This is a genomic window from Frankia sp. CpI1-P (assembly GCF_001421075.1).
Taxonomy (GTDB): Bacteria; Actinomycetota; Actinomycetes; order Frankiales; family Frankiaceae; genus Frankia; species Frankia torreyi.
Genome location: NZ_LJJX01000028.1, coordinates 71,830 through 98,075, shown reverse-complemented (window position 1 = coordinate 98,075; position 26,246 = coordinate 71,830). Strand labels below are relative to the sequence as shown.

Genomic DNA, 26,246 nt, shown 5'->3' with positions numbered 1-26,246 from the left:
CTACGAGGCCTTCGACCCCGCCGTCGCGTTCGCTCTCGCCGGGCGCCTCGAGATCCACCACACCCCCAAACACGGCTCCTGGCTCAACATCGCCGAGATCGAACTGGCCGCACTGACCCGCCAATGCCTCGACCGCCGCATCGACGACCTCGACGTGCTCAACACCGAACTCGCCGCCTGNCAGACAGCCGTCAACNCCGACCAGCGCCAAGTCCACTGGCACTTCNCCACCGCCNACGCCCGCACCAAACTCCGCCACCTATACCCCAAACATTAGTGGCGACGGTCTACTAGTGCAGCCGCTCATAGGTCCCTTTCCGGTGTGCGGTGACGGCCTGTGATGTCAGACGGCGTTCGTCTCGCCGCCGGATGGTTCGCCGGAACCGCCTCGCGAGAGGTGTGCGTGGGAGCGGAGCCACGTGGTTGTTCTGTATGGATAAATCGGACGCTGAACCGTATAGAAGGACCACGGTGGCGGCTCTCCCACGCATCCGCCCCGAACCGCGAGCCGTCGCCCCCATAGCGACCCTCGCAGCCACACGGCGACGTCACGCAGCGCGAAAGGCTGGACGGGAAGCGGACTTCCGAGGCGCTGCACTAGTGTGCCGAGTCGTTGATCCACTTGCGGATGTCCGCTTCGAGTTCGACAGCGGACCGGGATCCTGCTGCGGGAGGCTGGTCAGCCGGCGACCGCAGCCTCGGCGGCCCCGGGCAGGACCGGCGCCCAGGGCCACGGCGGGTCGGGGATGCTCCGGCGCAGCGCCGGGGCGACCTCNGACTGGAACAGTTCCAGGCTCGCCCGGTGCTCGGCGGCGGGCAGGCCGCCGGCCTCGGCGTGCAGGTGCAGCACACTGTGGCCGAACTGCTCGTGGTAGCGGTGCACCTTGTCGACGATCTGCTGGGGGCTGCCGATCAGCGCGGAGCTGCGTTCGATGAAGTCCTCGAGCGTCGGGAAGACCGGTTCCATCCCCATCGAACGCTGGAAGGCGAGCTGCCCGGCGAACACCGGCGCGTAGGCGGCGACGGCGTCCTGGGAGCGGGGGGCCACGTGGAAACCGGCCGTGCCGGCGCCGACCGCGGCCAGCGCCGGGTCGTGGCCGTACTCTGCCCAGCGCTGCCGGTAGTAGTGGACCAGTTCGGCGTAGGGTTCGATCGGGTTGGTGACGTTGGCGGAGAACAGGGGATCGCCGTAGCGGGCGGCGAGGTCGACCGATTCCCGGCTGGTGGCGCTGCCGTGCCAGACCCGGATCGGCTGCTGGAACGGGCGCGGCCAGACCTCGGCCTCGTGCAGCGCGGGCCGGTAGCGCGGCTGCGCGGTGATCGTGTCCTGCCGCCAGATCTGCCGGAACAGCTCGTAGGACTCGGCGTTGCGATCCCACTGGTCCTCGGGGGTGACGTCGAACAGTTCCCGCTGCGCCGTGCCGTTGCCCTTGCCGATGATCAGTTCGAGGCGGCCGTCGGAGAGGTTGTCGAGGGTGGCGTAGTCCTCGTAGGCGCGCACCGGGTCCAGCAGGCTCAGGGTCGTCACCGCGGTGAACAGCCGGATGCGCGAGGTACGCGCCGCGAGGTGGCTGAGCACGACCGGNGGCGAGGAGGAGATGAACGGCCGCTCGTGCCGCTCACCGACGCCGAACCCGTCGAAACCCAGCTCCTCGGCGAGCACCGCGCTGTCGACGACCTCGCGCAACCGGTCCCGGGTCGACGGCGTGACGCCGGTGACCGGGTCCGGCCGATGGACGATCAGGGTGATGACCAGGAACCGCATGGTGCCTCCCCGGGGAGTGGTCGACGGTCAGCGTGTGGAGGCGACCGAGACTGATCGCCGGGTGGTCCGCCCGGCCCGCCCGGCGGGGTACCGCGGGCTCGCGGTAGGGCAGGTCCGGCCGGCCGGCGCGGGGCGACCGCGGCGGGAGGCGCGGATCTCTCCGGCGGCGGGCTGGTGGAAGGATCGGCGGGCGAACCGCGCGCCGGCTGGGACCACGATCCGGCCGGCGCCGAGGACCGCCTCGAACCCCGCCGAGAACCCCAGGTTCGGGGACACGCCGTGCTGGTGCGCCGGGGAGTCGAGCACCGGGAGCGCACCGGCGCCGTCCCAGGCCGCCGAGACGTCCACCGCGGGCCGGCCGCCCATCGCGATGGGGCCGCTCACCCCCATGGCGCCGCCCATTGCGATCGGGCTGCCGACTGCCATGGGGCCGCCAACCGCGACAGGGCCGCCAACTGCCATGGAGCCGCCAACTGCCATGGAGCCGCGAATTTCGAGGGGGCCGCCGGTGGCGGCACGGGGCTCGAACGGTCGCGCCAGCCCCGTCGGGGCCGGGACGCCGAGGTGGGCCGTGACCGGCCCGGCGACCTCGGACGCCGGCGCGGCCGGCACGGCGGGGGCGATCTCGGGCTCGATGCGGGCGAGTTCGAGGCGCACCTCGTCGAGCAGGTCCGTCAGGCGCACGCCAAGCGCGCGGCAGATCGCCGCGAGGATCTCCGAGGAGGCCTCCTTGCGACCCCGCTCGATCTCGGACAGGTACGGCATCGACACCAGCGCCGCCGCGGCGACGTCGCGCAGGGTGCGCTGCTGGGCCAGCCGGCGGCGCCGCAGCGCCCGCCCGATCAGCCCGCGTAGCAACGGGACCTCGACCTGCTCGGCCATCGCCACCCGGACCACCCTCCGACGCCCGCGGAACCGCTCAGAAGCCGAGGGTATCCGTTGCGGCGTCGTCTCATCCGCCGATGTCGCCGTCCGGTCCGCCCAGCCCGTCCGGCCCGTCCGGCCCGTCCGGCCCGTCCGGCCCGTCCGGCCCGCCCAGCCCGTTCGCTTCGTCCAGCCCGTTCGCTTCGTCCAGCCCGCGCAGGTCGTCGCGACGAATGCAGCAGTGCACGCCGACGACTTGGTCGACCACCTGGCTCACCGCGAAGTCGCCGGCGGCGCTGAGGTAGGCGAGGGCGACGTGCGGCGGCAGCGCGAACCGTTCGCCCAGGAATGCCACGGCGTTGCGGGTGGCCGCGCGCATCGCCGCGCCGAGGTCCGGGTCGAGCCCGGCGACGATGTGCAGCGCGTCGGTCTGCGCCCACGGTGCGCTCAGGGCGCGGGCGGTGCGGCGCACCGTCTCGTCGGAGCGCACGGTCAGCCGCAGCAGGGCACGCAGCGGCGCCTCGAACGCGGTGAGCGCCACCTCCCCGTCGCCCTGGGCGAAGTGCGGATCCCCGGCGTAGAACAGCGCGTCCGGGACCTGGACGGGCAGGTAGAGACGGGCGCCGACGCCGAGGTGGCGGATGTCGAGGTTGCCGCCGTGCGGGCCGGGTGGCACCGAGTGGACCGGGTCGGTCGTCGCGGCCGCCACCCCCATGATTCCGAGGAAGGGACGCAGCGGGAAACGGATCTGTCGGCCGTCGCCCACGGGCAGCACCCCGGACTCGCCCCGGGTGTGCGCGACCAGGCACACCGGCGGCACCGCGGCCCCGGCCGGCAGGCCCGGCGGCGCGATCGGCATCTCGCCGGGCAGCGCCCCCCGCCCGTGCCGGTTGCTGATCGCCCCGTAGGGAGCCCGGCGGACCAGGTCGAGCACCTCGACCTCCAGGACATCGCCCGGTCGGGCCCCGCGCACGGCCACCGGGCCGGTGACGACGTGCGGGCCGGCGACGTCGGGCTGGTGGCGCCGGCCGCTGCCCGCCAGCGCCAGCACGTCGTCGAGCAGCGCGTCGGCCGGGATGCCCGCGGCGCCGAAGAAGGTCCGCGGGTCGCCGCCCTGGTCGGCGAGCAGACCCTCGTGGCTGATCGTGTCGATCCGGATGGCCTGCCCGGACGGCACGGTCAGCACCGGTCGGCTCGCCGCGTTCGGCAGCAGCCCCCACCAGACCTCGTCCGGCCGGGCCGGCAGGTACGTCTCGCCCGCGGTAATCCCGACCCCGCTGTGCAGAACGGTCACGGGCCGGCACGCTGCCACACCCCGGTGTCGGTCTCGTTACCGCGCCACGCGGTCACCGGCCCGCCGCCTGCGGTGTGACCAGCGCGTCCGTCCCGCGAACGGCGAGGCGTGGTCCACCCCGGGCGCCACCACGACGCAACTGGCCGGTAATGCCGAGGCAAACGACCGGCCGCAGGATGTTCACGTGGTCAACATCCGGCTGGGCGGCCCCCGGAACTCGTGGGCGGTGTCGTCCGAACACGTCGATCTGCGCCGCGCCCCGGTCGCGCCGCTGCCGGTCACCGTCGACGCCCGCCCGCAGCGGCTCACCCTCGATCTGGCCCGCACCGCCGTCGTCGTCGTCGACATGCAGAACGACTTCTGCCATCCCGACGGCTGGCTCGCCTCGATCGGCGTCGACATCACCCCGGCGCGCCGCCCCATCGCACCGCTGCGCCGCGCCCTGCCGGTGCTGCGCGCCGCCGGCGTCGCCGTCGTCTGGCTGAACTGGGGCAACCGGCCGGACGCGGCGAACCTGCCGCCCGGCGTGCTGCACGTCTACAACCCGGACGGGGCCAGCGGCGGCATCGGCGCGCCGGCCCGCCCCGGCGGCAGCCCGACGCTGCAGGCCGGAAGCTGGTCGGCGGCGATCGTCGACGAGCTGCCGGTGCCCCTCGGCGACGTGCGCGTCGACAAGTACCGGATGAGCGGCTTCTTCGACACGCCGCTGGACGCCGTGCTGCGCAACCTCATGGTGACGACGCTGCTGTTCGCCGGGGTGAACTCCGACCAGTGCGTGCTGGCGACCCTCACCGACGCGGCCTGCCTCGGCTACGACGTCGTGCTGCTCGAGGACTGCGCGGCGACGACGTCACCGCCGTTCTGCCACGACGCCGCCGTCTACAACGTCGCCCAGTGCTTCGGGTTCGTCGCCTCCTCCGCGGCGCTCACCGACGGCCTCGCCGGGACCGCCGATGCGCGGTATCCGGCGGCCGCGGCCGGTGTCGCCGACCCCGCCGACCCCGCCAACCCCGCCGGGCAGGGGTGACGCCGTGCCGACGACGCCGATCCTGATCACCCCGGACGCCCTGGAGATGCACCACATCAGCGCCGGGGACACCGTGCGCCTCGGCGTGCTCGCCGGCCCCGAGGCCTCGCCGGTCACCGTCATCCTGGAGTCCTGGGACGTCGGCGGAGCCCAGCCGCCCAACAGCCATCCCGCGTCCACCGAGCTGTTCGTGTTCCTGCGCGGGCGCGGGGTGGCCGTCTGCGACGGCACCGAGGTCGCCGTCGCCGCCGGCGGCACGCTGGTGCTCCCGCCCACGTCGGTGCACCACATCACCAACACGGGACCGGGCCGGCTGTACGCGCTGACCCTGATGAGCCCGGACGACGGGTTCGCGGCGATGGTGCGCCGCGGGCCCCTCGCCGGGACCGACGACGAGGACCGCGCCGTCCTGGCCGCCGCGCCGTCCGCCGCGCCATGACCGGCGGCGACGCGGTGGCCATGGCGGCGGACTGGTTCGCGCTGCGGCCCGTGGCGGCCCGGACCTGGCTGGTCGCCGAGCCCGGCCACGTCAACTGCTTCCTGGTCGAGGGCGACGAGCGCGCGGTGCTCGTCGACACCGGGCTGGGCCTCGCCGACGTGCACGCGGCGGCCCGGTCCCTGACCGGCCGGCCGATCCTCGCCGTCAACTCCCACGGGCATGACGACCATCGCGGCGGCAACTGGCTGTTCCGCGACGTCGCGGCGCACCCGCTGGCGGCGCCGTCGCTGAGGACACCGGTGCCCGCCGAGCGGCTGGCCGCCTACCTCGCCGTCGCCCGCGAGCAGTACGCCGCCTACGAACGGCTGCGCGCCGACGACGAGCGGTTCTTCCACCTGCTCACCGAGGACACGACGCCCCGACCGCTGCCGCCGTCCGCCGACGCCTGGACCGTGCCCGCGGGGCCCGCGCCGGCCGCACTGGTCGACGGCGAGCGCCTCGACCTGGGCGGCCGGGAGCTGACCGTGCTGCACACCCCCGGCCATTCGCCGGACTCGCTGTGCCTGTTCGACGAGCGGGACGGTCTGCTGTTCGCCGGCGACACCCTCGTCACCGGCGACTTCTGGGTGCACCTGCCCGACGCCGAGATCGACGTGTTCGCCGCGACCCTGCGCGGCCTCGCGTCGCGGCTGGCCGGCTCGGTGCGGGAGATCTATCCCGCGCACACCCTGCGGTACCGGGTGGGCCCGGACTTCCTGCGCCGAGCCGCCGACGCGTTCGAGGCGGTCGCCGCCGGGGAGGCGCCCGGCCGGCCGGGTACCGACCTGCTGCGCCGCCCGGCGCTGCGGCACGACTTCGCCGACTTCAGCATTCTGCGTCCCCTTGGCATCGAGACGGCGGCGGCCACGTCGGAGACTGATGGGGCACCGGCGGAGCTGGCCGCCATCGACCCCGAGCTCGGCGCCGCCTTCGCGCGGTACGAGCGGGCCCTGCTGGCCGGGGACGTGGCGACCCAGCAGGAGTCCTTCTCCGCCAGTGCGGACGTGGTGCGCGTCGACGGGGACGGGCCCCTCGTCGGGCCGTCGGCGCTCGCCGCCTACCGGGCCGCCCGGCCCACCCCCGGCCCGCGGCGGCTGCGCGCGCTGCACACGATGCGCAGCCCCGGGGAGACCATCATTACCGTGTCGACGAATGAGCGGCTGGGAGCTGACGGCCGGATCGTCGGCCTGAGTACCCAGACCCAGGTGTGGGCCCGCACCGACGACGGCTGGCGGGTGATCGCCGCCTGCGTCGCACCGATGAGCGACCCGAATCCCACGGACGACCTCTCCCCGGCGGGTGGCCGGTGAACTCGACGGGCGGGTGGGCGCCGGCCGTCTGGCGGGAACGCGGCGACCCGCTGCTCGCGCCGACCGGCAGCGGCCCGCTCGACGGGCTGCGCGTGGCCGTGAAGGACCTGTTCGCCGTCGGCGGGTACCGGATCGGTGCGGGCAATCCCCGTTGGCTCGCCGAGGCGCCGGTGGAACCGGCTGACGCGCAGGCCGTCCGGGCGCTGCGGGCCGCGGGCGCCGCGATCGTCGGGATCGCGCAGACCGACGAGCTTGCCTTCTCCCTGTCCGGCGTGAACGTGCACTACGGCACCCCGCCCAATCCGGCGGCGCCGGACCGGGTGACCGGCGGGTCGAGCAGCGGGCCCGCGTCGGCGGTCGCCGCCGGGCAGGCCGACGTCGGTCTCGGCACCGACACAGCCGGGTCGATTCGGGTACCCGCCTCGGTCTGCGGGCTGTACGGGCTGCGGCCGACGCACGGCGCAGTGGCGGTGGGCGGCGTGCTGGGGCTCGCCCCGTCCTTCGACACGGTCGGCTGGCTCACCGCCGATCCGGGCCTGCTGCGCGCGGTCGGGGAGATTCTGCTGCCGGCGGGATCGTCCGGGTCGGCGGGCCCGGCCGGGACCGCGGGGTCGGTGGCGCGCCTGCTCGTCGCCGTGCACCCGCCGGAGGAGGCCGTATGTTCGCTCGCCGACGCGCTGGGCGCGGAGCTCGACCTCGGGCCGCTGCGCGAACTCGATGACGTCCCGCGGCTGCTGGCGGCGTTTCGCGCGGTGCAGGCCGCGGAGGCGTGGCGGCTGCACGGGGCCTGGATCACCGCTCACCCAGGTGCATTGGGCGCCGACGTCGAGGCGCGATTCCGGTTCGGCGCCGAGGTCGACGCCGACGTGGAACGCGACGCNCGGCGGGAGATCGCCGCCGGGCGGGAGCGGCTGCTGGACCGGCTCGGCACGGACGCCTGGCTCGCGCTGCCCGCCGCCGGAGGCCCGGGGCACCTTCGTCGCAGCGGCACAGGTGATCGGGACGCCTGGCGTATGGCGACGCTAGGCTGGACAGTTATGGCTAGTGCGTACGGCCTGCCAAGCTGTGTCGTGCCGGACCGGATGACCCAGGGCGGCGACCCCCTTCCCGCAGCGGCCGGGTCGCCGCGCCGCCCGGTCGGACCAGCTCCGGTCGGACTGGCCCTGGTCGGCCCGCCCGGTGCGGACCGGGCGCTGCTCGACGCGGCGGTGGCCGCTGCCGGCACGGCCGCGTCGTGACCGCCTTCGCCGAGGATGTCGGCGTCCGGCTCGGCGGGGCGGTTCGCGCGCAGCGGCATGCCCTCGGCCTCACCCTCGTCGACGTGGCAGGCCGGGCGGGACTGAGCCATCCCTTCCTCAGTCAGCTCGAGCGGGGGCTGGCCCGGCCGAGCATGCGGTCGCTGACGGCGATCGCCTCCGCGCTCGGGACCAGCGCTCAGGCCCTGATGGCCGCGGCGGAGGCGAGCGTCCCCCTCGTCGAACCGGTCAGCGTGGTGCGCCACGACACCGTCTCCGTCGACTCGCCCGGCGGGTCGGTGCGCAGCCTCGTGCGCGGCGCCCGGGCGATGCTGCCCTCGNAGTACACCGGCGCCCCGGCGTCGTTCCACGACTACTTCCAGCACGACGGCGAGGAGTTCGTCTACGTCGTCTCCGGTTGCATCGAGGTCGACGTCGACGGCGTGCTGCACACCGTGGCCGCGGGCGAGAGCGTCTACTACGCCGGGGGAGTGCGCCACCGCTGGCGCGGCCTGGACGGCGAGCAGGTGCGCCTCGTCGTCGTCCAGCAGAACGCCTGACCGTCCCACCTGCGGGGTCAGGTTTAGCGCCGCCGACATTCGGCTCTGACGGTCCCGTCACGCACCCGCGCGACGATGTTGATCCCGTCAACATTCGGAGGCAGCGTGCGGATCGGCGTGTTCCTCTTCGGTGGCGTCGAGATGGCCGACGCCGGGATCGGCGGCACCGAGCCCACCGAGCGCCGCTACGACCAGGCGGCGATCGAGCACGCCCACCGGGAGCTGCTGGTCTGCGGTGAGCTGGCCGACCGGCTGGGCTACGACAGCTTCTGGCTGACCGAGCACCACTTCCAGCACGAGGGCTACGAGGTCGTGCCGAACGGGCTGATGTTCTCCGCCTTCCTCGCCGCCCGCACCGGCCGGATTCGGATCGGGACGATGTTCAACGTGGTCGGCCAGTGGCATCCGCTGCGCCTCGCCGAGGANTTCGCGCTGCTGCACAACCTCAGCGGCGGGCGCGGCATCCTCGGTGTCGGTCGCGGGACCGTGCCCCGCGAGATGCTGCCGCTGACGGCGGGCACGGTGTCCGTCGGCTCCTACGACAACCCGTCGGCGGCGGCGGCCGACCGGCTCAACCGGGAGATCACCGAGGAGAGCCTCGACGTCCTGCACGCCGCGTTCACCCACGAGCGGTTCAGCTACTCGGGCCGGCACTTCTGTTTGCCGCCGCCGGGGATCCCGGACCGCGGCGGTGAGGTCCGCGAGCTCACCCTGGTCCCCCGTCCGCGCTATCCGTTCCAGACCTGGCAGGCGGTGACCAGCCCGCCGACGCTGCGCGCCGCGCCGACCCGCGGCTTCGGCGGCGTCTTCTGGCTGCGCGAACGCCACCGGCTCGCCGCCGACTGGCGGGCGTTCGCCGAGACCTTCGAGCAGGTCCACGGCCGCCCGCTGGAACGCGGAGAACGCCGGATGCTCGTGCTCAACGTCGCCGTCGGCGACACCCGCGCGCAGGCGATGGCCACCGTCCGCGCGGGCCACGACGAGTTCTGGCGCTTCCTGGCCCCCTACGGCTGGGGGCGGGGCTACGTGGGCCCGGACGGGCGGCCCGCCGACGGCTCGTTCATCCCCACTCTGGAGGACTCGATGGCGCAGGGGCCGTGGGCGGTCGGCACCGCCGACGACGTCGCCGCGCACATCGCCGCCCTCGACGACCTGCTTGGCCTCACCGATCTGGTGATCTTCCCGGCCATGCCCGGGGACCCCTACGACCGGGCCCGCGAGCAGATGGAGCGCTTCGTCCGCGACGTGGTGCCCCTGCTGCCGGCCGCGGCCGGGACCGTGACCGTGACCGCTGAGGAGCCAGGATGACCCGGTACTTCGCCGACCTGCGGGCCCCCGAGGCCGCCGGGCTCTCGCCGGACGCGGTCGCCGTGCTGCCCGTCGGGTCGATCGAGCAGCACGGCCCCCACCTGCCGCTGTCGACCGACCTGGTGGTCGCCGAGACGCTCGCCCGGGACGCCGTCGACGCCTTCGGTGACGCCTGTGACCTGTGGCTGCTGCCGGCGCTGGCCTACACGAAGTCCAACGAGCACGCTTGGTCGCCGGGCACGATGTGGCTGTCGGCGACGACGCTGCTCGCGGTCCTCGACGATCTGGCCCGCTGCCTCGCGACCACCCCGGTGCGTCGGCTGGTGTTCCTCAACGGCCACGGCGGCAACAGCGCGCTGCTGCAGGTCGCCAGCCGCGACATCCGTCTTGCGCACGGGCTGCGCACGTTCGTCATGCACCCGTCCCTGCCGGCGGACCATGGCGGCACCTCGCCGGCCGCCGAGCTCGGCATGGGCATCCACGCCGGCATCGACGAGACCTCGCTGCTGCTNCATCTGCGTCCCGACCTGGTCCGCCTCGATCTGGGGGTGCGCAGCGTCCCCGAGCAGCTCGCCTCGTTCGATCGGGTCCGTTTCGGCGGTGCGGTCTCGTTCGGGTGGCTCAGTGACGACTTCGGCACCGACGGAACCATCGGCGACCCGACCGGGGCCACCGCGGAGNGCGGCACACGACTCTACGAGGCGATGGTGGTCGCGGCGGGCCAGTCGCTCGCCGAGATCGCCCGGTTCGACCCGCGATCGACGCGTTGACGTCCTCCCCCGCCTGCTGCTGAAGACGGGGGATGCCCACTCCTGCACATCATTGATCCTTTTTCATCCCGGTTCTCTGAAGCGCGGGCCAGGATGGCTCGGTTGACGGTGCTCCAGGTTTTTCAGGTCAGCACCTCGGTCAGCCGGCCGACGGAATGGGCGGGGGTGCCGTCAGCGCCTCGAGGGCGTCGCCGACCGTGGTCAGGCTGCGCCGCAAGCGCTCCAGCAGGTCGTCGGTCGTGGTTGTCAGGAGCAGCCAGCCTCGTAGCTCGGCGATGTATGCGCCCTGGATGGCACCGGCGATCGCGGCCGGCACGACATCCTGGGACGCCGCGCCGATTCGCTGCGCGATGAACGCAGCCACGGTTGCCCGCCACGTCTCCCAGTGCTCGGCGGCGCTGGCACGTAGGGCGCTTGAGGTGTCCAGAAGCTGGAAGCGCTCCAGCCACACACCGCGCGTGTCCACGGCGTCGCGTGTGGAACCCACGACCGCCTCTCGCACAGCCGTCATGGGCGGGCAGGCTCCGTCGGCTCGGGCCAGCAGCTCGGCGAGGCGGCGGTTGGTGTGGTCGAACGCGCTCCACACGACGGCCGCCTTCGAGGGGAAGTAGCGGAAGAACGTCGTCCGGCCGACGCCCGCCGCGGCCGCGATCTGGTCGACCGAGACGTTGGCGTAGCCCTCGCGGAGCAGGAGCTGGATGGCCACCTGCTCGACGGCCTCGGGAGACGTGACCCGTGGCCGCCCGGCACCGCGTGAGCCGTTGCTCGCGCCGGCCATCCGCCAAGTCTACCCGTCGTCCGCAGCCGCGCGGGAGGGCGAAACGACCGTGCATCGGCGGTCACACCAATTTCGGTATCGAGTACCATATTGCTCGGTCTGAGCTCGACGCTGACTTTCCGATCTCGGACCCCCAGGTCAACGAGGAGGAAGAGGGGCACATGAGCAGACTGAACGGCAAGATCGCGATCGTGACCGGTGCTGCACAGGGCATGGGCGAGGCGCACGCGCGCCGGTTCGTGGCCGAGGGCGCCAAGGTGGTCCTGACCGACCTGAACGAGGAGCGCGGGAAGCAGATCGCCGTCGAGCTCGGAGAGAACGCCCACTTCGTCGTCCACGACGTGGCGTCCCTCGCCGACTGGCGCCGCGTCGTCGACGAGACCGAGGCGACCTTCGGCCCGCCCACCGTCCTGGTGAACAACGCGGGCGTCCTCGGGCCCATCGTCTCCACGGTGGATCTCGACGAGGACGCGTACCTGAAGGTCTGCGCGATCAACCAGCACTCCCAGTTCTACGGGATGAAGTCGGTCATCCCCGCGATGCAGAAGGCCGGAGGCGGTTCGATCATCAACGTCTCCTCGATCGCGGGTATCGTCTCGATCGTCGGCGCGCCGAACCTCGCCTACGTCGGCAGNAAGTTCGCTTCCCGAGGGATGACGAAGCACGTCGCCGCGCAGTACGGGAAGGACAACATCCGCGTCAACTCGGTGCACCCCGGCTACATCAAGACGCCGATGATGGCTGCGGCCACCGACGAGCAGGGTGGCGGCATCGCCGCCCTGGTGCCCCTTGCACGGATGGCCGAGCCCGACGAGGTATCCCAGGTCGTGCTGTTCCTCGCGTCCGACGAGTCGTCGTACGTCACCGCCACCGAGCAGATCGTCGACGGCGGGCTCACCGCCCAGTAGGTCGGGCCCGGCCGGGCTTCCTCCATCTCGCCGGCCATGTCGCAGCGGCGCTGGTCGCGCTGGTCCCGCCGCAGCGACACTGGCCGCGATGGGGCCCGCTGCCGTCGCCGGGCTCGCTCGGGCGGTCTGATCAGCCGTTCGGGAGGGCGCGTCATGCTGTGACTCCGCGCAACGCACCAGCTCCCATCTCGCTTGCCAGCGTCCGAAGGTGTACTGCAGATGCGCAGATGCGCAGATGTGTGGTGATCAGCTTGTTCAGGCGCCGACGCATCAGCGTTGTCGAACCGCGCGTGTGTCCCCGAGGCCGCATGCAACAAGCGCACCTGCGAAGTGCCCTCTCGATCCGGTGGACGGAAGCATAGAGAACTCCCATCCTCCCAGCTCGGAGGGCACTTTCGCGTTCAGGAACCCCAACGGGCAGGCATAGCGCGCGGTGCATCCAGGCCTGGACTGAAGCGCGGTGTGCGTACGATTTTCCGGTGACCCTCATCCCAGAGACCCACCGCGACCTCGCGCAGAACGCCGAGGTCGCGATCCTCACCACCCTCGGCCCCGACGGTGCCCCGCAGACCACGGCCGTGGGCTACCTGCTCGACGACGGCGTCTTCCGCATCTCCGTCAGCTCGGACAAGCAGAAGCTGAAGAACCTGCAGCGCACGCCGCAGTGCTCGCTGTTCCTGCTGGACATCACCAACGTCTACCGCACGGTGGAGGTTCGCGGCACCGCCGAGGTCATCCTCGACGACGACTACACCTGGGCCGCGAAGATCGCCGAGAGCCGTGGCCGCACGGCCGACGACATCCGCAAGCTCACCCCGCCCGGTGAGCACCGCTACAGCATCGCCGTGACCCCGACGAAGGTCAACACCTTCGGCTGATCCCGCGGCCAGCCGGTCACGGATCCGAACATACGTTCGACATTCGGGCCGTGTCGGCTCTAGCGTTGATGCATGACCTTCGCCACCCGTCCTTGGCCGCCCCTCGCACGGTGGTTGTTCGCCCTGGCGCTCGTTGCCGTGCGTCGGCGTGACGGTTCAGGACGGTGTGGCGGGGGTGGGGGCGGGGAGTTTGCCGGGGTTGAGCAGGCCGTCCGGGTCGAGCCGGGCGGCGGCCTCGCGGACCAGGTCCAGGCGGCCGTGGTGCAGCTCCCAGGTGTGCGGGTCGTCGACGTACACCTCGACGTCGGCCAGGCGGGCCATCCGCTCGTACAGGTCGTCGGGCCCGTCGTAGCGCAGGAACAGCATCGAGACCCAGTCGCGGCCGTTCGCGGTGAGGAAGCCCTCCAGGTGGATGAGCGACTCGGGGGCGAGTGCGGCGACCTCGGCGCGGCGCCGAGTGAGACCGGGGCCCATGCACTGCAGGTGGGTGAGCTCCGGGCGGACCTTGCGGACGCGGTACGTGGTGTGGTTGTACGACAGCGAGGCGATGTGCGCCGGGCCCCTGGGGCGCACGGCGTCGACCCGCCCGCCGTGCCGCTCGACGACGGCGGTCGCCGCGGCGACGCTGTCCTCGGTGACGATCCCGCGCACGCTGACCCGGCCGGCGGGCATCGCCGGGTCGACCGGCCGGTAGGTCGCGATGATCCCGGCCTCGTCGAGGGAGAGCAGCCGCGGGGTCGGCTCCAGGTCGAACAGCTCCTCGCCCGCGGCGACCGCGCCGGCCAGCTCCGGGAAGGACGCGAACAGCCCGGTCCAGCGGCGCGCGGGGCGCAGCGCCACGGTCGCCTGCGCGATCACCCCGTTGACCCCGAACGCGTGCGCCATCGCGGTGTCGTCCGGGAAGGGCACCTCCACCGGGATGGCATCGTCGGTGCACGGCACGACGAGCAGCGAGCGCAGGTAGCCGTCCCAGATCGCGCCGTTGGCGATCGAGCCGGTGCCGCCGGAGCCGCCGGCGATGAATCCGGCGACCGTGCTGCCCACGGTCGACGGCAGGATTGCCAGCTCCTGCCCGGTGGCCAGGGCAGCCTTCTCCATCAGCACGAACGACGCGCCGGCCTCCGCGGTCAGCCAGCCGTTCTCCACCGCGAGGATCCGGGCGGCCGCCGTGGTGTCGATGACGAGCCCGCCGAACAGCGGGATGCCCTGCCCGTAGTTGCCGGTGCCCTGGCCGCGCACGGTCACCGGCACCCGGTGGCGGTGCGCGGCCCCGACCGCCGCCGCGATCCCGGCGGCGTCGGGCGGGCGGATCACCACGTCGGCGACACCGCCGGGCAGCAGCGGCGCCAGCACCGGGCTCATGTGCGCCCAGTCCGTCGAGGCCGCCAGGCGGGCCGGTTCGTCGCGCAGCACGGCGTCGGCGCCGACCAGGGTGGCGAGCTCGGCGGTCAGCGCGTCGAGCACAGCCGGGTCGAGAGGGGTCACGGCGGGCAGCGCCGCCCGGCCGAAGCCGGGGAGCGCGCGTTCCCCGGCCCGGCCGTGCGACGCCGCGAGGGTCGAATCCGACATCGCTCAGGTACCAAGCCCGATCTTGGTGTCGAGGAAGCTGTTGTCGACGAGGTCCGCCGGCCTGAGCCCGGACAGGACCGGCTTGCCCTGCGACTGGTAGATCGGGTCGAGGATCTCGATGAGCTTCCGCAGCCGCGCGTCGTCGAAGTCGCCGAGGGTGCTGTTGGCGCCGTCGCCGACGATGCCCAGCGACTTCATCGTCTGCACCGCGTAGTCCGCGACGCCCTGGGAGTAGACCCAGCCGTTGTTGTACTTGTCGACCAGGTCGAGGATCAGCGTGTTGGTCGCGGCCGGGTCGGCCATGAAGTCGACGACGCCCTGCTGCATGATCGGGACGAGCTTGCTCAGGCAGGGCTTGAGCGCGTCGAGCTTGTCCTTGCGGACGCCGATCGCCTGCTGGTAGAAGTCGAAGCCCGCGTCCGCGATGAGCTGGTACTTCAACGGCTTGTCCCAGGAGCGCACCTCGTGGGACCAGGTGTAGGGCTCCGACGTCGCGAAGCCCTGCACGGCGTCGGCGCCGCCGGAGGCCACGAAGTTGGTCGGCGTGCCGTCGTAGCTGCCGTCGACCTGACCCTTCTTCAGGATGCCGGAGCCGGTGAAGTAGTCCATGTAGGACGCGCCCTGGAAGTACAGGACCTTTGTGTCGGTCCTGCCGATGTCGGCGATCGTCTTCCAGCCCGGGTGCTTGTCCGGCGACCACTGAATGACCTGCGGGCTCTTCTCCAGACCCGCCAGCACCGCCACGGTCGGCTGCGTCTTGGACAGGGCGATCTGCTCATCGGTGCCCAGGTAGCCCAGCGTGATCCCGGAATCCTTGTAGAGCTGGGAGGTCACCGTCTGGAAGCCGATCGCCGGGCCACCGGCGCGGATCTCCAGCTTCACCCCGGTGTCGACGCCGCCGTGGGCCGTCAGCTCACCGGTGACCGACTTCTTGCCCGCGTCGATCTTCGGGTTCGGCCCGAGCAGCTTGTACTGGCCGCCGTGCTCGGACTCCGGGTTCCAGTCGGTCTGCAGCACGATCGTCGACGGGCAGCCGGCGGCCTTGAGGTTGAGCGCCGCCGGGGCCGCGCCCGCCGCGGACGGGGCCGCCGCGCCGGTGGCCCCCCCGTCGCTGCTGCCGCAGGCGGCGGCGGTGAGGGCGAGTGCGGTCGCGGTCAGCGCAACGAGCCGCGCGGGCCGTCGCCGAGATCTGGTCAACTAGGTCTCCCCGAGTTCATCGGCCGTTCGGGCCGGAGGGTGCGGTGCAGTGGGGGCGCGGCGGCAGGGAGCGGCGGCGCGCAGGGTGCGCCGTCGCGTGGGTCGCGCCGAGGGGGTCAGCCGCGCTTCGGCTGGTACCAGCGGCCGACCACGCGCCGCGCCAGCCAGCCGAAGAAGACGAAGACCGCGACGCCGAGCAGGCTCGCGGTGAGCGTGGTCGCCCACAGGCGCTCGCCCTCCAACCGGGAGGTGAACACCGACAGGTTCGTGCCGAGCCCCGGCTCACCCTGCTTGAAGAAGAACTCGCCGACGATCGCCCCGATGACCGACAGTCCGGCCGCGTTGCGGAACCCGGTGAACATCGACGGCAGCGCCGCTGGCAACTGCAGCTTCCACAGCCGGGTCAGCCGGCTGGTGTGGTGCAGGCTGAACAACTCGTGCATGCCCCGGTCGACCGACTGCAGCCCGAACAGCGTGTTCGACACGATGGGGAAGAACGCGATGATGACACAGACGATGATCCGGCTGGTCAGGGCGAAACCGAAGAAGAAGCTCAGCACCGGAGTGAGCGCCAGGATCGGCACCGTCTGGATCACGACGGCCCACGGGTACAGCGAGTTCTCTATCCACCTGGCCTGGCTCATCGCCACCGCGACGGTGACCCCGATGACGATCGAGATGGCCAGGCCGGCGAAGGTGACCTCACAGGTCAACCGCAGCGCGCTCATCATCGTCGTGAAGTTCGACCAGTCGAGAAAGNCGACCCGGACGACCTCGTGCGGCGGCGGCAGCATGAACCGCTGCTGGTCGTTGAGCACCCCGTCGGACACCGCGTACCAGATGCCGATGAACACCGCGAACACCGCCCCGGGCAGCAGCACGAAGCTGACCAGCCCGGCGCCGCGCCGGCGAGATCGGGGGCGGGGCGGTGTCGCGCCGATCGCCGGCGTCGCCGCGGCCGCGTCGCCGGTCGCGTCCGTCTCGACCGCGGAAGGCACCGTCACGCTCAAGACTCGCTCCTGAGATGGTGCGAGACCTCGCCNCACAGGGCGGCGAACTCGGCGCTGTAACGCAGGTGCGGCGAGCGTGGGTAGTCGAACGGGACGGCGAGATCCGCCTTCACCCGTCCCGGCCGACCGCTCATCACCACCACCCGGGTGGACAGGAACACCGCCTCCGCCACCGAGTGGGTGATGAACAGCGCGGCGAACCGGCGCAGCATGAACATCCGCAGCAGCTCGTCGTTGAGTCGTTCGCGGGTGATCTCGTCGAGCGCGCCGAACGGCTCGTCGAACAGGAAGATCGAGGGGTCGAGCACGAGCGAGCGGGCCAGCGACGTGCGCATCCGCATGCCGCCAGACAGCTCGTGGGGCAGATGTTCCTCGAAGCCGGCGAGCCCGACGAGGCTGATCGCGTCGGCGACGCGACGCCCCCGCTCGACGGAGTCGAGGTGCTCCAGCTCCGCGAACAGCCGCACGTTGTCGCGGACGTTGCGCCAGGGCAGCAGAGTGGCGTCCTGGAAGACGTAGCCGACGTTCTTCGAGGCCACGTCGACGGTTCCGTCGGTGGCCTCGTCCAGCCCGCTGGCGATGCGCAGCAGGGTGCTCTTGCCACACCCCGACGGTCCNACGATCGAGACGAACTCGCCGGGGCGGATCGTCAGGTCGGTGTCGGTGAGCGCGACGGTGCCGTCCCGGAACCGCTTGCGCACCCCCGCGAAGTGCAGGGCCGGCGCGCCGGACAGGGCCGGCGCGCCGGATCCGGTGGCGTCGGCGGTGGCGCCGGCGGCGGTGTCGGCGATCGTCATGAGGCGGCCTCCCACTGGTCCGGTTGGGCGTCGTACGGCTCGGTCCCGGGGCGCCGGACCGGCTCGGCGCGCGGGGCCGGTCGGCGCGGTTCGGTGAGTTCCGAGTGCACCGTGGTGCGGGCCACGACCCGGCCGGCCCGCCACACGGTCCGCTGCTCGCCGGCCGCGGCCAGCGCCTCGAGGGCGTTCGCCGCCGGCAGCGCGACAAGATCGGCCGGGCTGCCCGAGGTGATCGAGACGGCCGGCAGCCCGAGGGCGCGCCGCGGCGCGCCACTCACCGCCACCAGCGCCTCGTCCGGGGCGAGGTGCCCGCAGGTGACCATCAGCGACGCGGTCTCCAGCGCGTCGCCGCGGCCGACGAGGTTGAACGGGTCACGCAGGTTGTCGCCGCCCGCCGCCACGGTCACCCCGGCGCGGCGCAGCGGCGCGACGGCGGTCAGCCCGCGCGGGGTGCCGACCGCATGGTTGCGCCCCTGGAGGAACAGGTTGGTCTGGGGTAGCGCGACGACGGCGATGCCGGCGGCGGCGACCTGCTCGCTGACCCTGTCCTGCACGTCCGGGGGCTGCATCGCGAGGCTGACGCAGTGGCTGGCCGTCACGCCGTGCGGGAAACCGGTGCGGCCGACCAGGTCGGCGAGCGTGGCGAGGGTGAGCAGCCGCGGGTCGAGGGTCTCGTCGGTGTGCAGGTCCAGCGGGCGGCCGGCCTNGCCGGCCGCGTCCAGGCAGATCGCGACCGCGCGGTGCGGCTCGGGGTCGAGGTGTGGGCAGCCGCCGGCCACGTCGGCTCCCTCGGCCAGCGCGCGGCGCAGGTCGCGGCCGGGTTGGCCGTCCAGCGGGTTCGACANGANAGCGACGAGCTGCAGGTCGACCAGGCCGCGCCAGCGTTCCCGCACGTCGACGAGTGCCTCCAGCGCCCGCATGCCCGACTGCACCCCGACGTTGACGTGCGTGCGGATGTGGGTGGTGCCCATCGCGAGCTGGATGCGCAGCGCCGCCTCGGCCCGGGTCGTGAAGTCCTCGACCGTCGAGCCGGGCAGCAGGGTCTGGATCGCCTCGATCGCGCCGGCGAGATCGCCGGTGACATTGCGGGCCAGTGACGCGGTGAGCGCCTTGTCCAGGTGCGCGTGCGGCTCGACGAACGACGCCAGCAGCACCTGGCCGGTGAGGTCGACGTCGCCCGGGCCGACCCGGGCGACGTCGACGCCCGCGCCGCTCGGGACGACCCGCCCGATGACGCCGTCCGACAGCTCCACGTCCACCACGTCGCCGTGCGCGGTCATCGCGCCCCGAAGCCAGCTCATGACGTCCGCGCCCGCGTGCCGAGGATCCGGTGGGCGATCTCGCCCTCGATCGCCACCCGGTTGCGGTCCCGGCAGTTGACCCCGGCCCGGACGGACACGCCGGCGTCGGTCAGCAGCCTGGCCCGGTAGGACGGCGGGAACTGGACGCGGGCACCGCCGTGATCGCCGAGGAGGCAGGCGTCGGCCACCGGTGCGAGCTCCGCGCCGCACGCGCGCAGGCTGTTCGCGGACATCGCCGCCGCCGGCAGGTCGGCCACGATCACCGGTCGTACCCCCGCGGCCGCGAGGAACGCCGCGGCCGCCGCGGAGCGGGCCGATGCTGGCCGGACCGATCGGCCGGCGATGGCGGGCTGGTCGAGGTACGGCCAGGCGTCGAGGGCGTCCAGGAAGGGGCACGGGCCGAGTTCCGGGACCTCGCAGCGACCGTCGGACTGGACTCCTCCACAGGGGCCGTGGTCCATCCTGTTGGGACACCGGGCGACTTGGGACACCGGGCGACCGCGCNACGCCAGGTGGCGTCCGCAGCCGCTCCGATGTTCATCACGCCAACACTGTCCAGCCCGGCGGTCTACGGGCGATTTCCGCTCGATAAAAGATGAGTTTCGACCATGGTGACCCTGGATCCAGGTTTACGTAACCCTCAGTCGTGATCGTCAAGGTATCGCCGGCGACTGCTACGTTCCGTCATCGGTTGATCACCCTGTGCCGGGCCCGGCGTGCATCCCAGGTGCCTTCCGGCGGTCGGTTGCCCCCCTCGTCTCGAGAAAAGACTCGTCACGTCAATCTAGGATGCTAGCATCCTACCTAGCGGCAGCCCGGAGTGATCGACGTGCGCCTGCGCGCCGATGCCCATCCGCGCGGTGAAGCGGTGAAGCGGGCGCCGCCGCAGATGGAATCGTCGAGAGGAACGGCAAAATGATCAACGGGCTGCGAACCGCGGAGCCGGACAACACGGCGGTGCGGGTCGCGCTGTGGCGGGCCGTCCACGTCCAGGTCGACCCGCCGCCGCACGTGTTCGAGGACGAGATCGGGCTGCGGCTGGCGGCCCCGGACGGCGGATGGCTGCGCCGTCCGGACATGGNCCCCTCCGCCACGAGCCGCATCCGGGCGTCCATCGTGGCGCGTGCACGCCTCATCGAGGATCTGGTCGTCGAACAGGCCGGCCTCGGTGTCGACCAGTACGTCATCCTCGGCGCCGGCCTGGACACCTTCGCCCAGCGTCGGCCGCAGCTCGCCGCCGGCATGCGGGTGTTCGAGGTCGACCAGCCGGGTCCGCAGGAGTGGAAGCGGCGGCGCCTGACCGAGCTCGGTCTCGGCGCCCCGCCCTGGCTGCGGTTCGTGCCCGTGGACTTCGAGGCGGGCGGCTCCTGGCGGCAGGGGCTGGTGGCCGCCGGTTTCGACGCGGGCCGCCCGGCCGTCATCGCCTCCGCCGGCGTCTCCATGTACCTCACCGGGGACGCCATCGCGGCCACGCTTGGCCAGGTCGCGGCCCTTGCTCCCGGCTCCACCCTGGCCATGACGTTCATGCTGCCGCTGGAGCTCGTCGAACCGGCGGAGCGCCCCCTACGGGAGGCGACCGAACGCGCCGCGCGGGCCGCCGGCACGCCCTTCGTCAGCTTCTACGCCCCGCAGGACATGCTGGCGCTGGCCCGCGACGCCGGCCTTGGCGCGGCACGGCACGTGTCGGCCACGAGCCTTGCCCGCCGCTACTTCGCCGGCAGGTCGGACGGGCTTGCCCCGTCCAGCGCAGAGGAGCTGCTGGTGGCGGTCACCCAGGAACGCAACCCGGCGGGCCCGGCCCTGGCGTGACCCGGTGGAGCGGGCGGCGGGCGAGCCGCAGCCCGCCCGCCGGGTCACCGGGATCGTCAGGTCCCGCAGGGAGCGGCGGGGAGGTCGTGGGCGGCCGCGGCCGCGTACTGTTCGGCCCAGTCCGGAAGACGCCGATCGTCCGGGGTCGGCTGCCACTGCCCGTCGCGCAGGGCGTAGTCCCAGCCGGGCCCGACCCGCAGGTATCGCGCCACCGCGGCGATCAGGCGGTCGACATGATCGTCCGTCGTGCCCACCCCGATGCTGGCCCGCAGCGCCCCGCCCGGCGCCCCCAGCCGGGCCAGCAGCGGGTGCGCGCAGAACCGGCCGGCGCGCACCCCGATGCCGTGCTCGGCGGACAGGTACGCCGACACCCGGGCCGGGTCGTGCCCGGGCAGCGAGAACGTGACGACGCCGACCGCGTCCTGCCAGGCTCCGGCGCCGTCGCGGGTACGCCGGCCGCCGTCCGTGCTCGGGCCGCCAGCGCTGTTCGGGGTGGCCTCGGGGTCGGACCAGATGCGGTGGATCACGACGCCGTCCAGCCCGGCGAGCCCGCCCAGCAGCCGCGTGCGCAGGTCCGACTCGTGGCGTTCCCAGGCGCCCGGGGGGAGCGCGGCAAGCGTGCGGCACGCGGCGGCGATCGCGGTCGCGCCGGCGAGGTTGGGGGTGCCGGCCTCGTGGCGGGCCGCGCCGGTGGCCCAGTCGACGGCGTCGGTGCTCACCTCGCGGACGGCCCCGCCGCCGGCCAGGTAGGGGGGTGCGGCGTCGAGCCAGTCGGCCCGGCCGACCAGCACTCCCGCGCCGAACGGCGCGTACAGCTTGTGCCCGGAGAACGCCAGGTAGTCGACGTCGTCGGCGGCCATGTCGAGGTGGCGGTGCGGGGCGAGCTGGGCGGCGTCGACGAAGATCCGTGCGCCGGCGCGGTGTGCCAGCCGGGCCAGCCGGGCCAGCGGGGGCGTCTCCCCGGTGACGTTGGAGGCACCGGTCACCGCGAGAAGAGCCGTCGGTGCCGCGGTCAGCTCGGCCTCGAGCGCGGCGAGACTCTCGGCCAGGGTCGATCGGGCGGCGACGGATCGGTAGCCCGCGCGGGCGCGCCAGGGCAACAGGTTCGCGTGATGCTCCACGTCGAACACGACGACCCCGCCGGCCGCGTCGGCGGCGGGCAGGCACCGGGCGAGCAGGTTCACTGCATCGGTGGTGTTGCGGGTGAACACNGTGAGGTCACCGTCGCGGGCGCCGACGAATCGGGCGACGTCGCGCCGGGCGCCCTCGTAGAGGGTCGTGCACACCTGGGAGGCGAATCCGGCGCCGCGGTGCACGCTCGCCGAGTAGGGCAGCACGCGGGCGANGTGCTCGGCCACCGCGGTCAGGCACGGTGCGCTCGCCGCGTGGTCGAGGTTGGCGTATTCTGCCCACCCGCCGCCGACCAGCGGCACGCCCAGCCCCGCTCCCTGCACCGCCAGCAGCGCGCCGGGCGCGGGGTGCTGCCTCTGGTGCGGGTTCGGAAGGCCGGGCGCGGCGGCGCCGGTGGGCTCGTCGCCGGTGGGCTCGGCGCCGGCGGCCTCGTCGCCGGTGGGCGCCCGGCCGGCCTGCCGTCCGGTCGGCCGGGCGGGGCAGGCCTGCCGGGCGAGGGACGGGGGCACGGCAGAGATGATCGACGTCATCATCGCTCCTGGTAGGACCCACGAAGGGTCGGCACTTGCCGTCGGCGGGGTTGCCGCGGCCTCGTCACCACCCGGGGCACCCCGCTGCATAAGGAGGGTTGCCGGCCAGCAAGCCGGGGCTGAACGCTGGCGCTCAAGACGTGGGAGGAACTTTAGCAAAACCCGAATTCCCGCGGGCGGGTGTCGTCTGACGCGGCTCAGCCGCAGCTTCGCCGGAACGCGATGCCCGGCACCTCGCGGGCCCACTGCGACCGCGACAGCCCGCCACCTGCGGCCGCACAGGCCCGGACGCGCGGGTCCGACCCCGGCCGAGCCGGTCGTAACCAGTCCTCGGGTCGGCGCTTGTCGTCGGCAAAGTTGCTGGTGGCGAGGACGCGTCCGTCGGGGCTGAACGCCGCCGCGGAGATGGGGGCGGGCACGGTGTCGCCCTCGTCGTGGGGGCTGGCGTGATGCCGGTCGTCGGCGAGCAGGGCGGGAACCCGGCGGTCCGCGATCTTCCACAGGCGTAGGTGCCCGTCCCCGCCGTCGGCGGGACGGCTGGTGGCGGCCAGGGTGTCACCGGCGGGGCTGAACGCGACCGCAGAGAGGTTGTCCGCGACTCGCACCGCGGCGAGCGGAACGGGACGCCCGGGGTCCGTGACGTCGAGCAGCCGGAGCCGGCCGCTGACGTCCGTCGCGGCGGGGGTGGGACCGGGCACAGGGTACGGCCGGCCGCTGGCGATGGCGAGGGTGTGTCCGTCGGGGCTGACGGCGACCGCGGCGACCCGCTGGTCGTCGGCCAGGTCGGCAAGCAGACGGGGGGTCCGGGCACGGGTGACGTCCCACAGCCGCACCCGGCCACCGATGCCACCGTCAGCCATGGCACTCGCGGTGACGAGGGTGCGGCTGTCGGGGCTGAACGCGAGCGCGGTGAGCTTCTGCTCTTCGGGCAGGTCGACGAGCCAGCGGGGCGAGCGCGGCGATGTGACGTCCCACAGCCGTCCCCGAGTTCCGGCCGTGCCTTGAACAGCCACGGTGGCGAGCAGCCGGCCGTCCGGGCTGAACGTCACGGTCGTTGTCGTCGCCCCGCCGGCGTTGACGGTGCTGGTCCGGACCGGATGGCGGACGTTGGCGGCGTTCCAGAGCGTGATCCAGCCGGTGCGGCCGGCGGTGGCCAGGGTGTAGCCGTCGGGGCCGTACGCGACCGCGTTGATGCCGCCGTCGGTTCCCATGTCCAGAACGCGCCCCGGCCGGCCGAGGTCGGTGAGATCCCAGCGTCGCCAGCGCCCGCCGTCGCCCGTGCCCGGCGGGTAGGCACCGGCGGTGATCAGGTGGTGGCCGTCCTGACTGAACGTCAGGGTGGTCAGGAGCTGGTCGTCGTCAAGGCTGGCGACGGGTCTGGGACGGCCTGGATCGGCGAGGTCCCACAGCCGCAGCCGGCCGCCGGTGCCATTGCCGATGTCGCCGGCGGTCGCGACGGTCTGTCCGTCGGGGCTGACCGCGACCGCGGTCGGGGGCTGGTCGTCGTCGACCTCGGCCAGCAGAGACGGGCGGCGCTGGCCGGTGGTGTCCCAGATTCGTAACCGTCCGCCGCCGGCGGCGTCGCCTCGGCCGACGGTGGCGAGCCGGCCGCCGCCGAAGCTGACGCCGATCAGAGCCTGGTCGTCGTCGACCGAGGCGAGCGGATCGAGGCGGACAGTGGAGCCGGGACGGAGGCGGTCGGCCCCGGAGATGGCCCACAGGCGCAGCAGTCCGCCCCGGCCGTCGCGGCGGCGGCCCGTGGTGGCGAGGAAGCGTCCGTCGGGGTCGCTGGCGACCGAGGTGAGGAACTCCCTGCCGTCGTCGGCGGAGACTGCCAGGCGCAGGGTGCCGGGGCTGGTGAAGGACCACAGGCGAAGCCGGCTGCCGCCGCCGTCGGGGAGTTGGCCGGCAGACAGGAGGCGACCGTCGGGGCCGAACGTCAGGGCGGCGGGTGTCTCCCTGGGGATCTCGACCTTGGCGGCGAGGGCGGGCGGGCGGGTGTGGGCGAGGTTCCACAGCCGCAGCCAGCCGCCGGGCCGGTCGACGTTTCGGCTGAGGACGGCGAGCATCCGGCCGTCGGGGCGGAACGCCAGCGCGGCGGGTTCCTGGTCATCGTCGACGCAGCCGGCGGTGACCGGGACGTCGACTCCGATCGACCCGCCAGGTGCGGCAACGGCGGGGGAGGACAGTCGGGCCGCGGGCATCCAGCAGATCCGCCCGCGTCGTCGCGGCTCGCTGAGATCGGAGCGGTACCGGCCGCCGGTGGCGAGGACGTCGCCGTGCGGGCTGACGACTGCCGCCGTGGCGGTCACCTCGTCGCCCATGCCGGCGTCGACGCTGGCTGCCCAGGACGTGCCCGCGACCGTACCCGCGAGGCTCTGTCGGTTCTCCGGGGTGTCCTGTAGCGCGATGGCGGCGAGTCCCAGGCGCAGCGCTCGAGGCAGGTCGCCGTCGTCCACCTGCTCGGCGCGAGCGGCCAGCAGGCGGGTCATGGCGGACCGCTCGCGGGCGAGGGCGACGCCGTGCTGTTCGGCCGCGATCAGGCCCGCCGCGAGGAGTGTCGCGGCGAGAACGAGGGCGACCCGTCGCCGTTGAATCCGCCTGCGCCGCCGGCTCGCGGCCAGGAACATCCGGGTGAGTTCGGGAACGTCGCGCGGCCGCCGAGGGTGTGTTCGGCTCGTCGGGCCCGGTCGGCGTCCCACAGGTGGCTGGCCGGGTGGCCTTCCTGCGCCCAGTGACCGGCGGCGTCGAGTGCCTGCGCGCCCAGCCGGAGCCGGGCGGTGGATGCCTGGATGACGTCGGCCAGCGGCGGCCACGCCGTGACGATCTGCTCGTGGGCGATGGCGATGACCTGCCCGGTGTCCGCGGCGTCGCCGGTCGGCTGCGCCGCGCCGGCCCCGGGTGCCCGCCGTCGACCGAGGATGCCCCGAGCACGCCACCCCGTGGTCCCGGTTTGCAGCCCTCGACCGGGCCCGGCGCCGATGGCGCTCCCCCCGTCATCGCCTCGGCCGGGCCGGCCGTCCTCTCCGGCCTCGCCGCCGGACCTGGCCTCGCCGCCGGGTGGGTCGCTGGCCGGTCGGTGGATGGTGAGCAACCGCCGGTTGACGAAGAATCGCAGGTCAGCCCTGATCAGAGGGGGAAGGTCGTCAAGAGGGACCCGTCGACGGGTGAACTGGCCGTGGTCGTCGATGGTGATGAGCTGCAGCAGGCTGTCGAGGACCTCCCGGCGGGTGCGCCCGCCCTCCCGGGCCGCGTCGGACAGCGCCCTGTTCGCCTGCTGGACGAGGGCGCCCCGAACCCCGCCGAGCCGCTCGTAGTGCTGGGCGGACAGGGCCCCGCCGCGGGGCACGCCGGCGGCGAGTTCCCCCAGGACGAAGGCGAGCAGGGGCAGGGCGTCGCCGCTTCCGGTGTCCGCGACCAGGCGGGCCACCAGCTCGTCGTCGACCTCGATGCCGGCATGCCGGGCGGGTCCGGTGACGATCAGCGGGAGCGTCTGCGGGCTCAGCGGCCTGACCGAGAAGGTGTCGACGGGAAGGCGGGTACGGGAGGCCAGCGACATCAGCGGGTGGACGAACTCCGACCGGGCGGTTGCGACCACCCGAGCCGGTCCCCGCACCGCCTCCCGCAGCACCGAGGCGAACAGGATCTGCTGCTCCTCGCTGGTCTCGACCAGCAGTTCCTCCGCCTGGTCGACGATGAGCAGCAGCCGGCGCGCCCCGGCGGCGTC

Annotated in this window: 17 protein-coding genes, 19 pseudogenes and 1 riboswitch; of the genes and pseudogenes, 18 read left to right on the top strand and 18 right to left on the bottom strand. The window is 73.3% G+C overall.

Annotated elements, in window-relative coordinates; genetic code table 11:
* A pseudogene (locus FF86_RS62735) lies at positions 1–180 on the top strand (IS630 family transposase); the annotation flags it as partial.
* 596 nt (positions 181–776) lie between these two features.
* Here FF86_RS62735 and FF86_RS18870 read toward each other — a convergent pair.
* From FF86_RS18870 to FF86_RS18860, 4 genes and pseudogenes are all read right to left on the bottom strand, one after another.
* Positions 777–1,585 (bottom strand): annotated as a pseudogene (locus tag FF86_RS18870) (LLM class flavin-dependent oxidoreductase); the annotation flags it as partial.
* Between the two features lies 1 nt (position 1,586).
* Positions 1,587–1,765, bottom strand: a 179-nt coding sequence (locus FF86_RS52010; RefSeq protein ID WP_242419047.1) for an LLM class flavin-dependent oxidoreductase, incomplete at its 3' end; no start/stop codon positions are given.
* Positions 1,766–1,792: 27 nt separating this feature from the next.
* Positions 1,793–2,647 (bottom strand): helix-turn-helix domain-containing protein, encoded by an 855-nt coding sequence (locus tag FF86_RS67080; RefSeq protein ID WP_095212238.1) that lies wholly within the window; start codon positions 2,645–2,647, stop codon positions 1,793–1,795.
* A gap of 70 nt (positions 2,648–2,717) precedes the next feature.
* Positions 2,718–3,923, bottom strand: a complete 1,206-nt coding sequence (locus FF86_RS18860; RefSeq protein WP_044886117.1) for an acetamidase/formamidase family protein — start codon at positions 3,921–3,923, stop codon at positions 2,718–2,720.
* A gap of 184 nt (positions 3,924–4,107) precedes the next feature.
* On the opposite strand from FF86_RS18860, the gene FF86_RS18855 reads away from it, so the two are divergent.
* The 12 genes and pseudogenes from FF86_RS18855 to FF86_RS62725 form a co-directional block, all read left to right on the top strand.
* Positions 4,108–4,950 carry a cysteine hydrolase family protein gene (locus FF86_RS18855; RefSeq protein ID WP_044886118.1) on the top strand — a complete coding sequence of 281 codons (843 nt, stop codon included), beginning with the start codon at positions 4,108–4,110 and terminating at the stop codon, positions 4,948–4,950.
* A 4-nt stretch (positions 4,951–4,954) separates the two neighbouring features.
* A complete protein-coding gene (locus FF86_RS18850) occupies positions 4,955–5,389 on the top strand; it encodes a cupin domain-containing protein (protein WP_052681196.1) in 435 nt (144 codons plus the stop codon).
* The gene (locus FF86_RS18845; RefSeq protein ID WP_044886119.1) at positions 5,386–6,738 is read left to right on the top strand and encodes an AtzH-like domain-containing protein; all 1,353 of its coding nucleotides are present in this window, start codon (positions 5,386–5,388) and stop codon (positions 6,736–6,738) included. Before FF86_RS18850 ends, FF86_RS18845 begins: the two co-directional genes overlap by 4 nt.
* A pseudogene (locus FF86_RS52005) lies at positions 6,636–7,618 on the top strand (amidase family protein); the annotation flags it as partial. The gene FF86_RS18845 and the pseudogene FF86_RS52005, both read left to right, overlap by 103 nt.
* Position 7,619: 1 nt before the next feature.
* Positions 7,620–7,976: pseudogene (locus FF86_RS52000) on the top strand (glutamyl-tRNA amidotransferase); the annotation flags it as partial.
* Positions 7,973–8,314: pseudogene (locus FF86_RS51995) on the top strand (helix-turn-helix domain-containing protein); the annotation flags it as partial. The pseudogenes FF86_RS52000 and FF86_RS51995, both read left to right, overlap by 4 nt.
* A 1-nt stretch (position 8,315) precedes the next feature.
* Positions 8,316–8,533 (top strand): cupin domain-containing protein (locus FF86_RS62730; protein WP_255355840.1); only part of this gene is annotated, 218 nt, incomplete at its 5' end.
* Positions 8,534–8,608: 75 nt separating this feature from the next.
* Positions 8,609–8,958, top strand: a pseudogene (locus tag FF86_RS51985) (LLM class flavin-dependent oxidoreductase); the annotation flags it as partial.
* A gap of 1 nt (position 8,959) precedes the next feature.
* Positions 8,960–9,841: LLM class flavin-dependent oxidoreductase (locus FF86_RS18830; protein WP_242419040.1), on the top strand; the 882-nt coding region annotated here is incomplete at its 5' end.
* Positions 9,838–10,352 (top strand): annotated as a pseudogene (locus FF86_RS18825) (creatininase family protein); the annotation flags it as partial. The gene FF86_RS18830 and the pseudogene FF86_RS18825, both read left to right, overlap by 4 nt.
* Before the next feature lies 1 nt (position 10,353).
* Positions 10,354–10,521 (top strand): annotated as a pseudogene (locus FF86_RS51980) (creatininase family protein); the annotation flags it as partial.
* Between the two features lies 1 nt (position 10,522).
* Positions 10,523–10,611: pseudogene (locus tag FF86_RS62725) on the top strand (creatininase family protein); the annotation flags it as partial.
* 139 nt (positions 10,612–10,750) lie between these two features.
* On the opposite strand, the gene FF86_RS18820 reads toward FF86_RS62725, so the two are convergent.
* The gene (locus tag FF86_RS18820) at positions 10,751–11,389 is read right to left on the bottom strand and encodes a TetR family transcriptional regulator (RefSeq protein ID WP_052681186.1); all 639 of its coding nucleotides are present in this window, start codon (positions 11,387–11,389) and stop codon (positions 10,751–10,753) included.
* A 161-nt stretch (positions 11,390–11,550) separates the two neighbouring features.
* Between FF86_RS18820 and FF86_RS63710 the strand changes: the two are divergent.
* The 3 genes and pseudogenes from FF86_RS63710 to FF86_RS18810 all read left to right on the top strand — a co-directional run.
* A pseudogene (locus FF86_RS63710) lies at positions 11,551–12,023 on the top strand (SDR family NAD(P)-dependent oxidoreductase); the annotation flags it as partial.
* A 1-nt stretch (position 12,024) separates the two neighbouring features.
* Positions 12,025–12,297: SDR family oxidoreductase (locus FF86_RS51975; RefSeq protein WP_242419039.1), on the top strand; the 273-nt coding region annotated here is incomplete at its 5' end.
* A 479-nt stretch (positions 12,298–12,776) separates the two neighbouring features.
* Positions 12,777–13,175, top strand: a complete 399-nt coding sequence (locus FF86_RS18810) for a PPOX class F420-dependent oxidoreductase (protein WP_011605381.1) — start codon at positions 12,777–12,779, stop codon at positions 13,173–13,175.
* 156 nt (positions 13,176–13,331) lie between these two features.
* Here FF86_RS18810 and FF86_RS18805 read toward each other — a convergent pair whose 3' ends face one another.
* From FF86_RS18805 to FF86_RS34860, 8 genes and pseudogenes are all read right to left on the bottom strand, one after another.
* Positions 13,332–14,744 (bottom strand): FAD-binding oxidoreductase, encoded by a 1,413-nt coding sequence (locus FF86_RS18805; protein ID WP_052681187.1) that lies wholly within the window; start codon positions 14,742–14,744, stop codon positions 13,332–13,334.
* 3 nt (positions 14,745–14,747) lie between these two features.
* Positions 14,748–15,941, bottom strand: a complete 1,194-nt coding sequence (locus FF86_RS18800) for a hypothetical protein (protein WP_044886125.1) — start codon at positions 15,939–15,941, stop codon at positions 14,748–14,750.
* Between the two features lie 116 nt (positions 15,942–16,057).
* Positions 16,058–16,700: pseudogene (locus FF86_RS51970) on the bottom strand (ABC transporter permease); the annotation flags it as partial.
* A gap of 284 nt (positions 16,701–16,984) precedes the next feature.
* Positions 16,985–17,568, bottom strand: a pseudogene (locus tag FF86_RS18790) (ABC transporter ATP-binding protein); the annotation flags it as partial.
* Between the two features lie 176 nt (positions 17,569–17,744).
* Positions 17,745–18,454, bottom strand: a pseudogene (locus tag FF86_RS51960) (amidohydrolase family protein); the annotation flags it as partial.
* 1 nt (position 18,455) lies between these two features.
* A pseudogene (locus FF86_RS51955) lies at positions 18,456–18,592 on the bottom strand (hydrolase); the annotation flags it as partial.
* Between the two features lies 1 nt (position 18,593).
* Positions 18,594–18,668: hypothetical protein (locus tag FF86_RS51950; protein WP_242419044.1), on the bottom strand; the 75-nt coding region annotated here is incomplete at its 3' end.
* Positions 18,669–19,045: 377 nt separating this feature from the next.
* Entirely contained in the window at positions 19,046–19,540 is a 495-nt protein-coding gene (locus tag FF86_RS34860; RefSeq protein ID WP_242419043.1) for a methylenetetrahydrofolate reductase C-terminal domain-containing protein, read from the bottom strand.
* A gap of 424 nt (positions 19,541–19,964) precedes the next feature.
* Between FF86_RS34860 and FF86_RS51945 the strand changes: the two are divergent.
* A pseudogene (locus FF86_RS51945) lies at positions 19,965–20,130 on the top strand (SAM-dependent methyltransferase); the annotation flags it as partial.
* Position 20,131: 1 nt separating this feature from the next.
* Positions 20,132–20,858, top strand: a 727-nt coding sequence (locus tag FF86_RS18775; protein ID WP_242419037.1) for a class I SAM-dependent methyltransferase, incomplete at its 5' end; no start/stop codon positions are given.
* 56 nt (positions 20,859–20,914) lie between these two features.
* On the opposite strand, the pseudogene FF86_RS18770 reads toward FF86_RS18775, so the two are convergent.
* The 5 genes and pseudogenes from FF86_RS18770 to FF86_RS67075 form a co-directional block, all read right to left on the bottom strand.
* A pseudogene (locus tag FF86_RS18770) lies at positions 20,915–22,069 on the bottom strand (aminotransferase class V-fold PLP-dependent enzyme); the annotation flags it as partial.
* A gap of 1 nt (position 22,070) precedes the next feature.
* Positions 22,071–22,203: pseudogene (locus tag FF86_RS51940) on the bottom strand (hypothetical protein); the annotation flags it as partial.
* A 1-nt stretch (position 22,204) separates the two neighbouring features.
* A pseudogene (locus FF86_RS51935) lies at positions 22,205–22,519 on the bottom strand (aminotransferase); the annotation flags it as partial.
* 26 nt (positions 22,520–22,545) lie between these two features.
* Positions 22,546–22,660: riboswitch (SAM riboswitch) on the bottom strand.
* 56 nt (positions 22,661–22,716) lie between these two features.
* Positions 22,717–25,149 (bottom strand): WD40 repeat domain-containing protein, encoded by a 2,433-nt coding sequence (locus FF86_RS18765; protein ID WP_055867870.1) that lies wholly within the window; start codon positions 25,147–25,149, stop codon positions 22,717–22,719.
* Positions 25,059–26,246, bottom strand: a pseudogene (locus FF86_RS67075) (hypothetical protein); the annotation flags it as partial. The gene FF86_RS18765 and the pseudogene FF86_RS67075, both read right to left, overlap by 91 nt.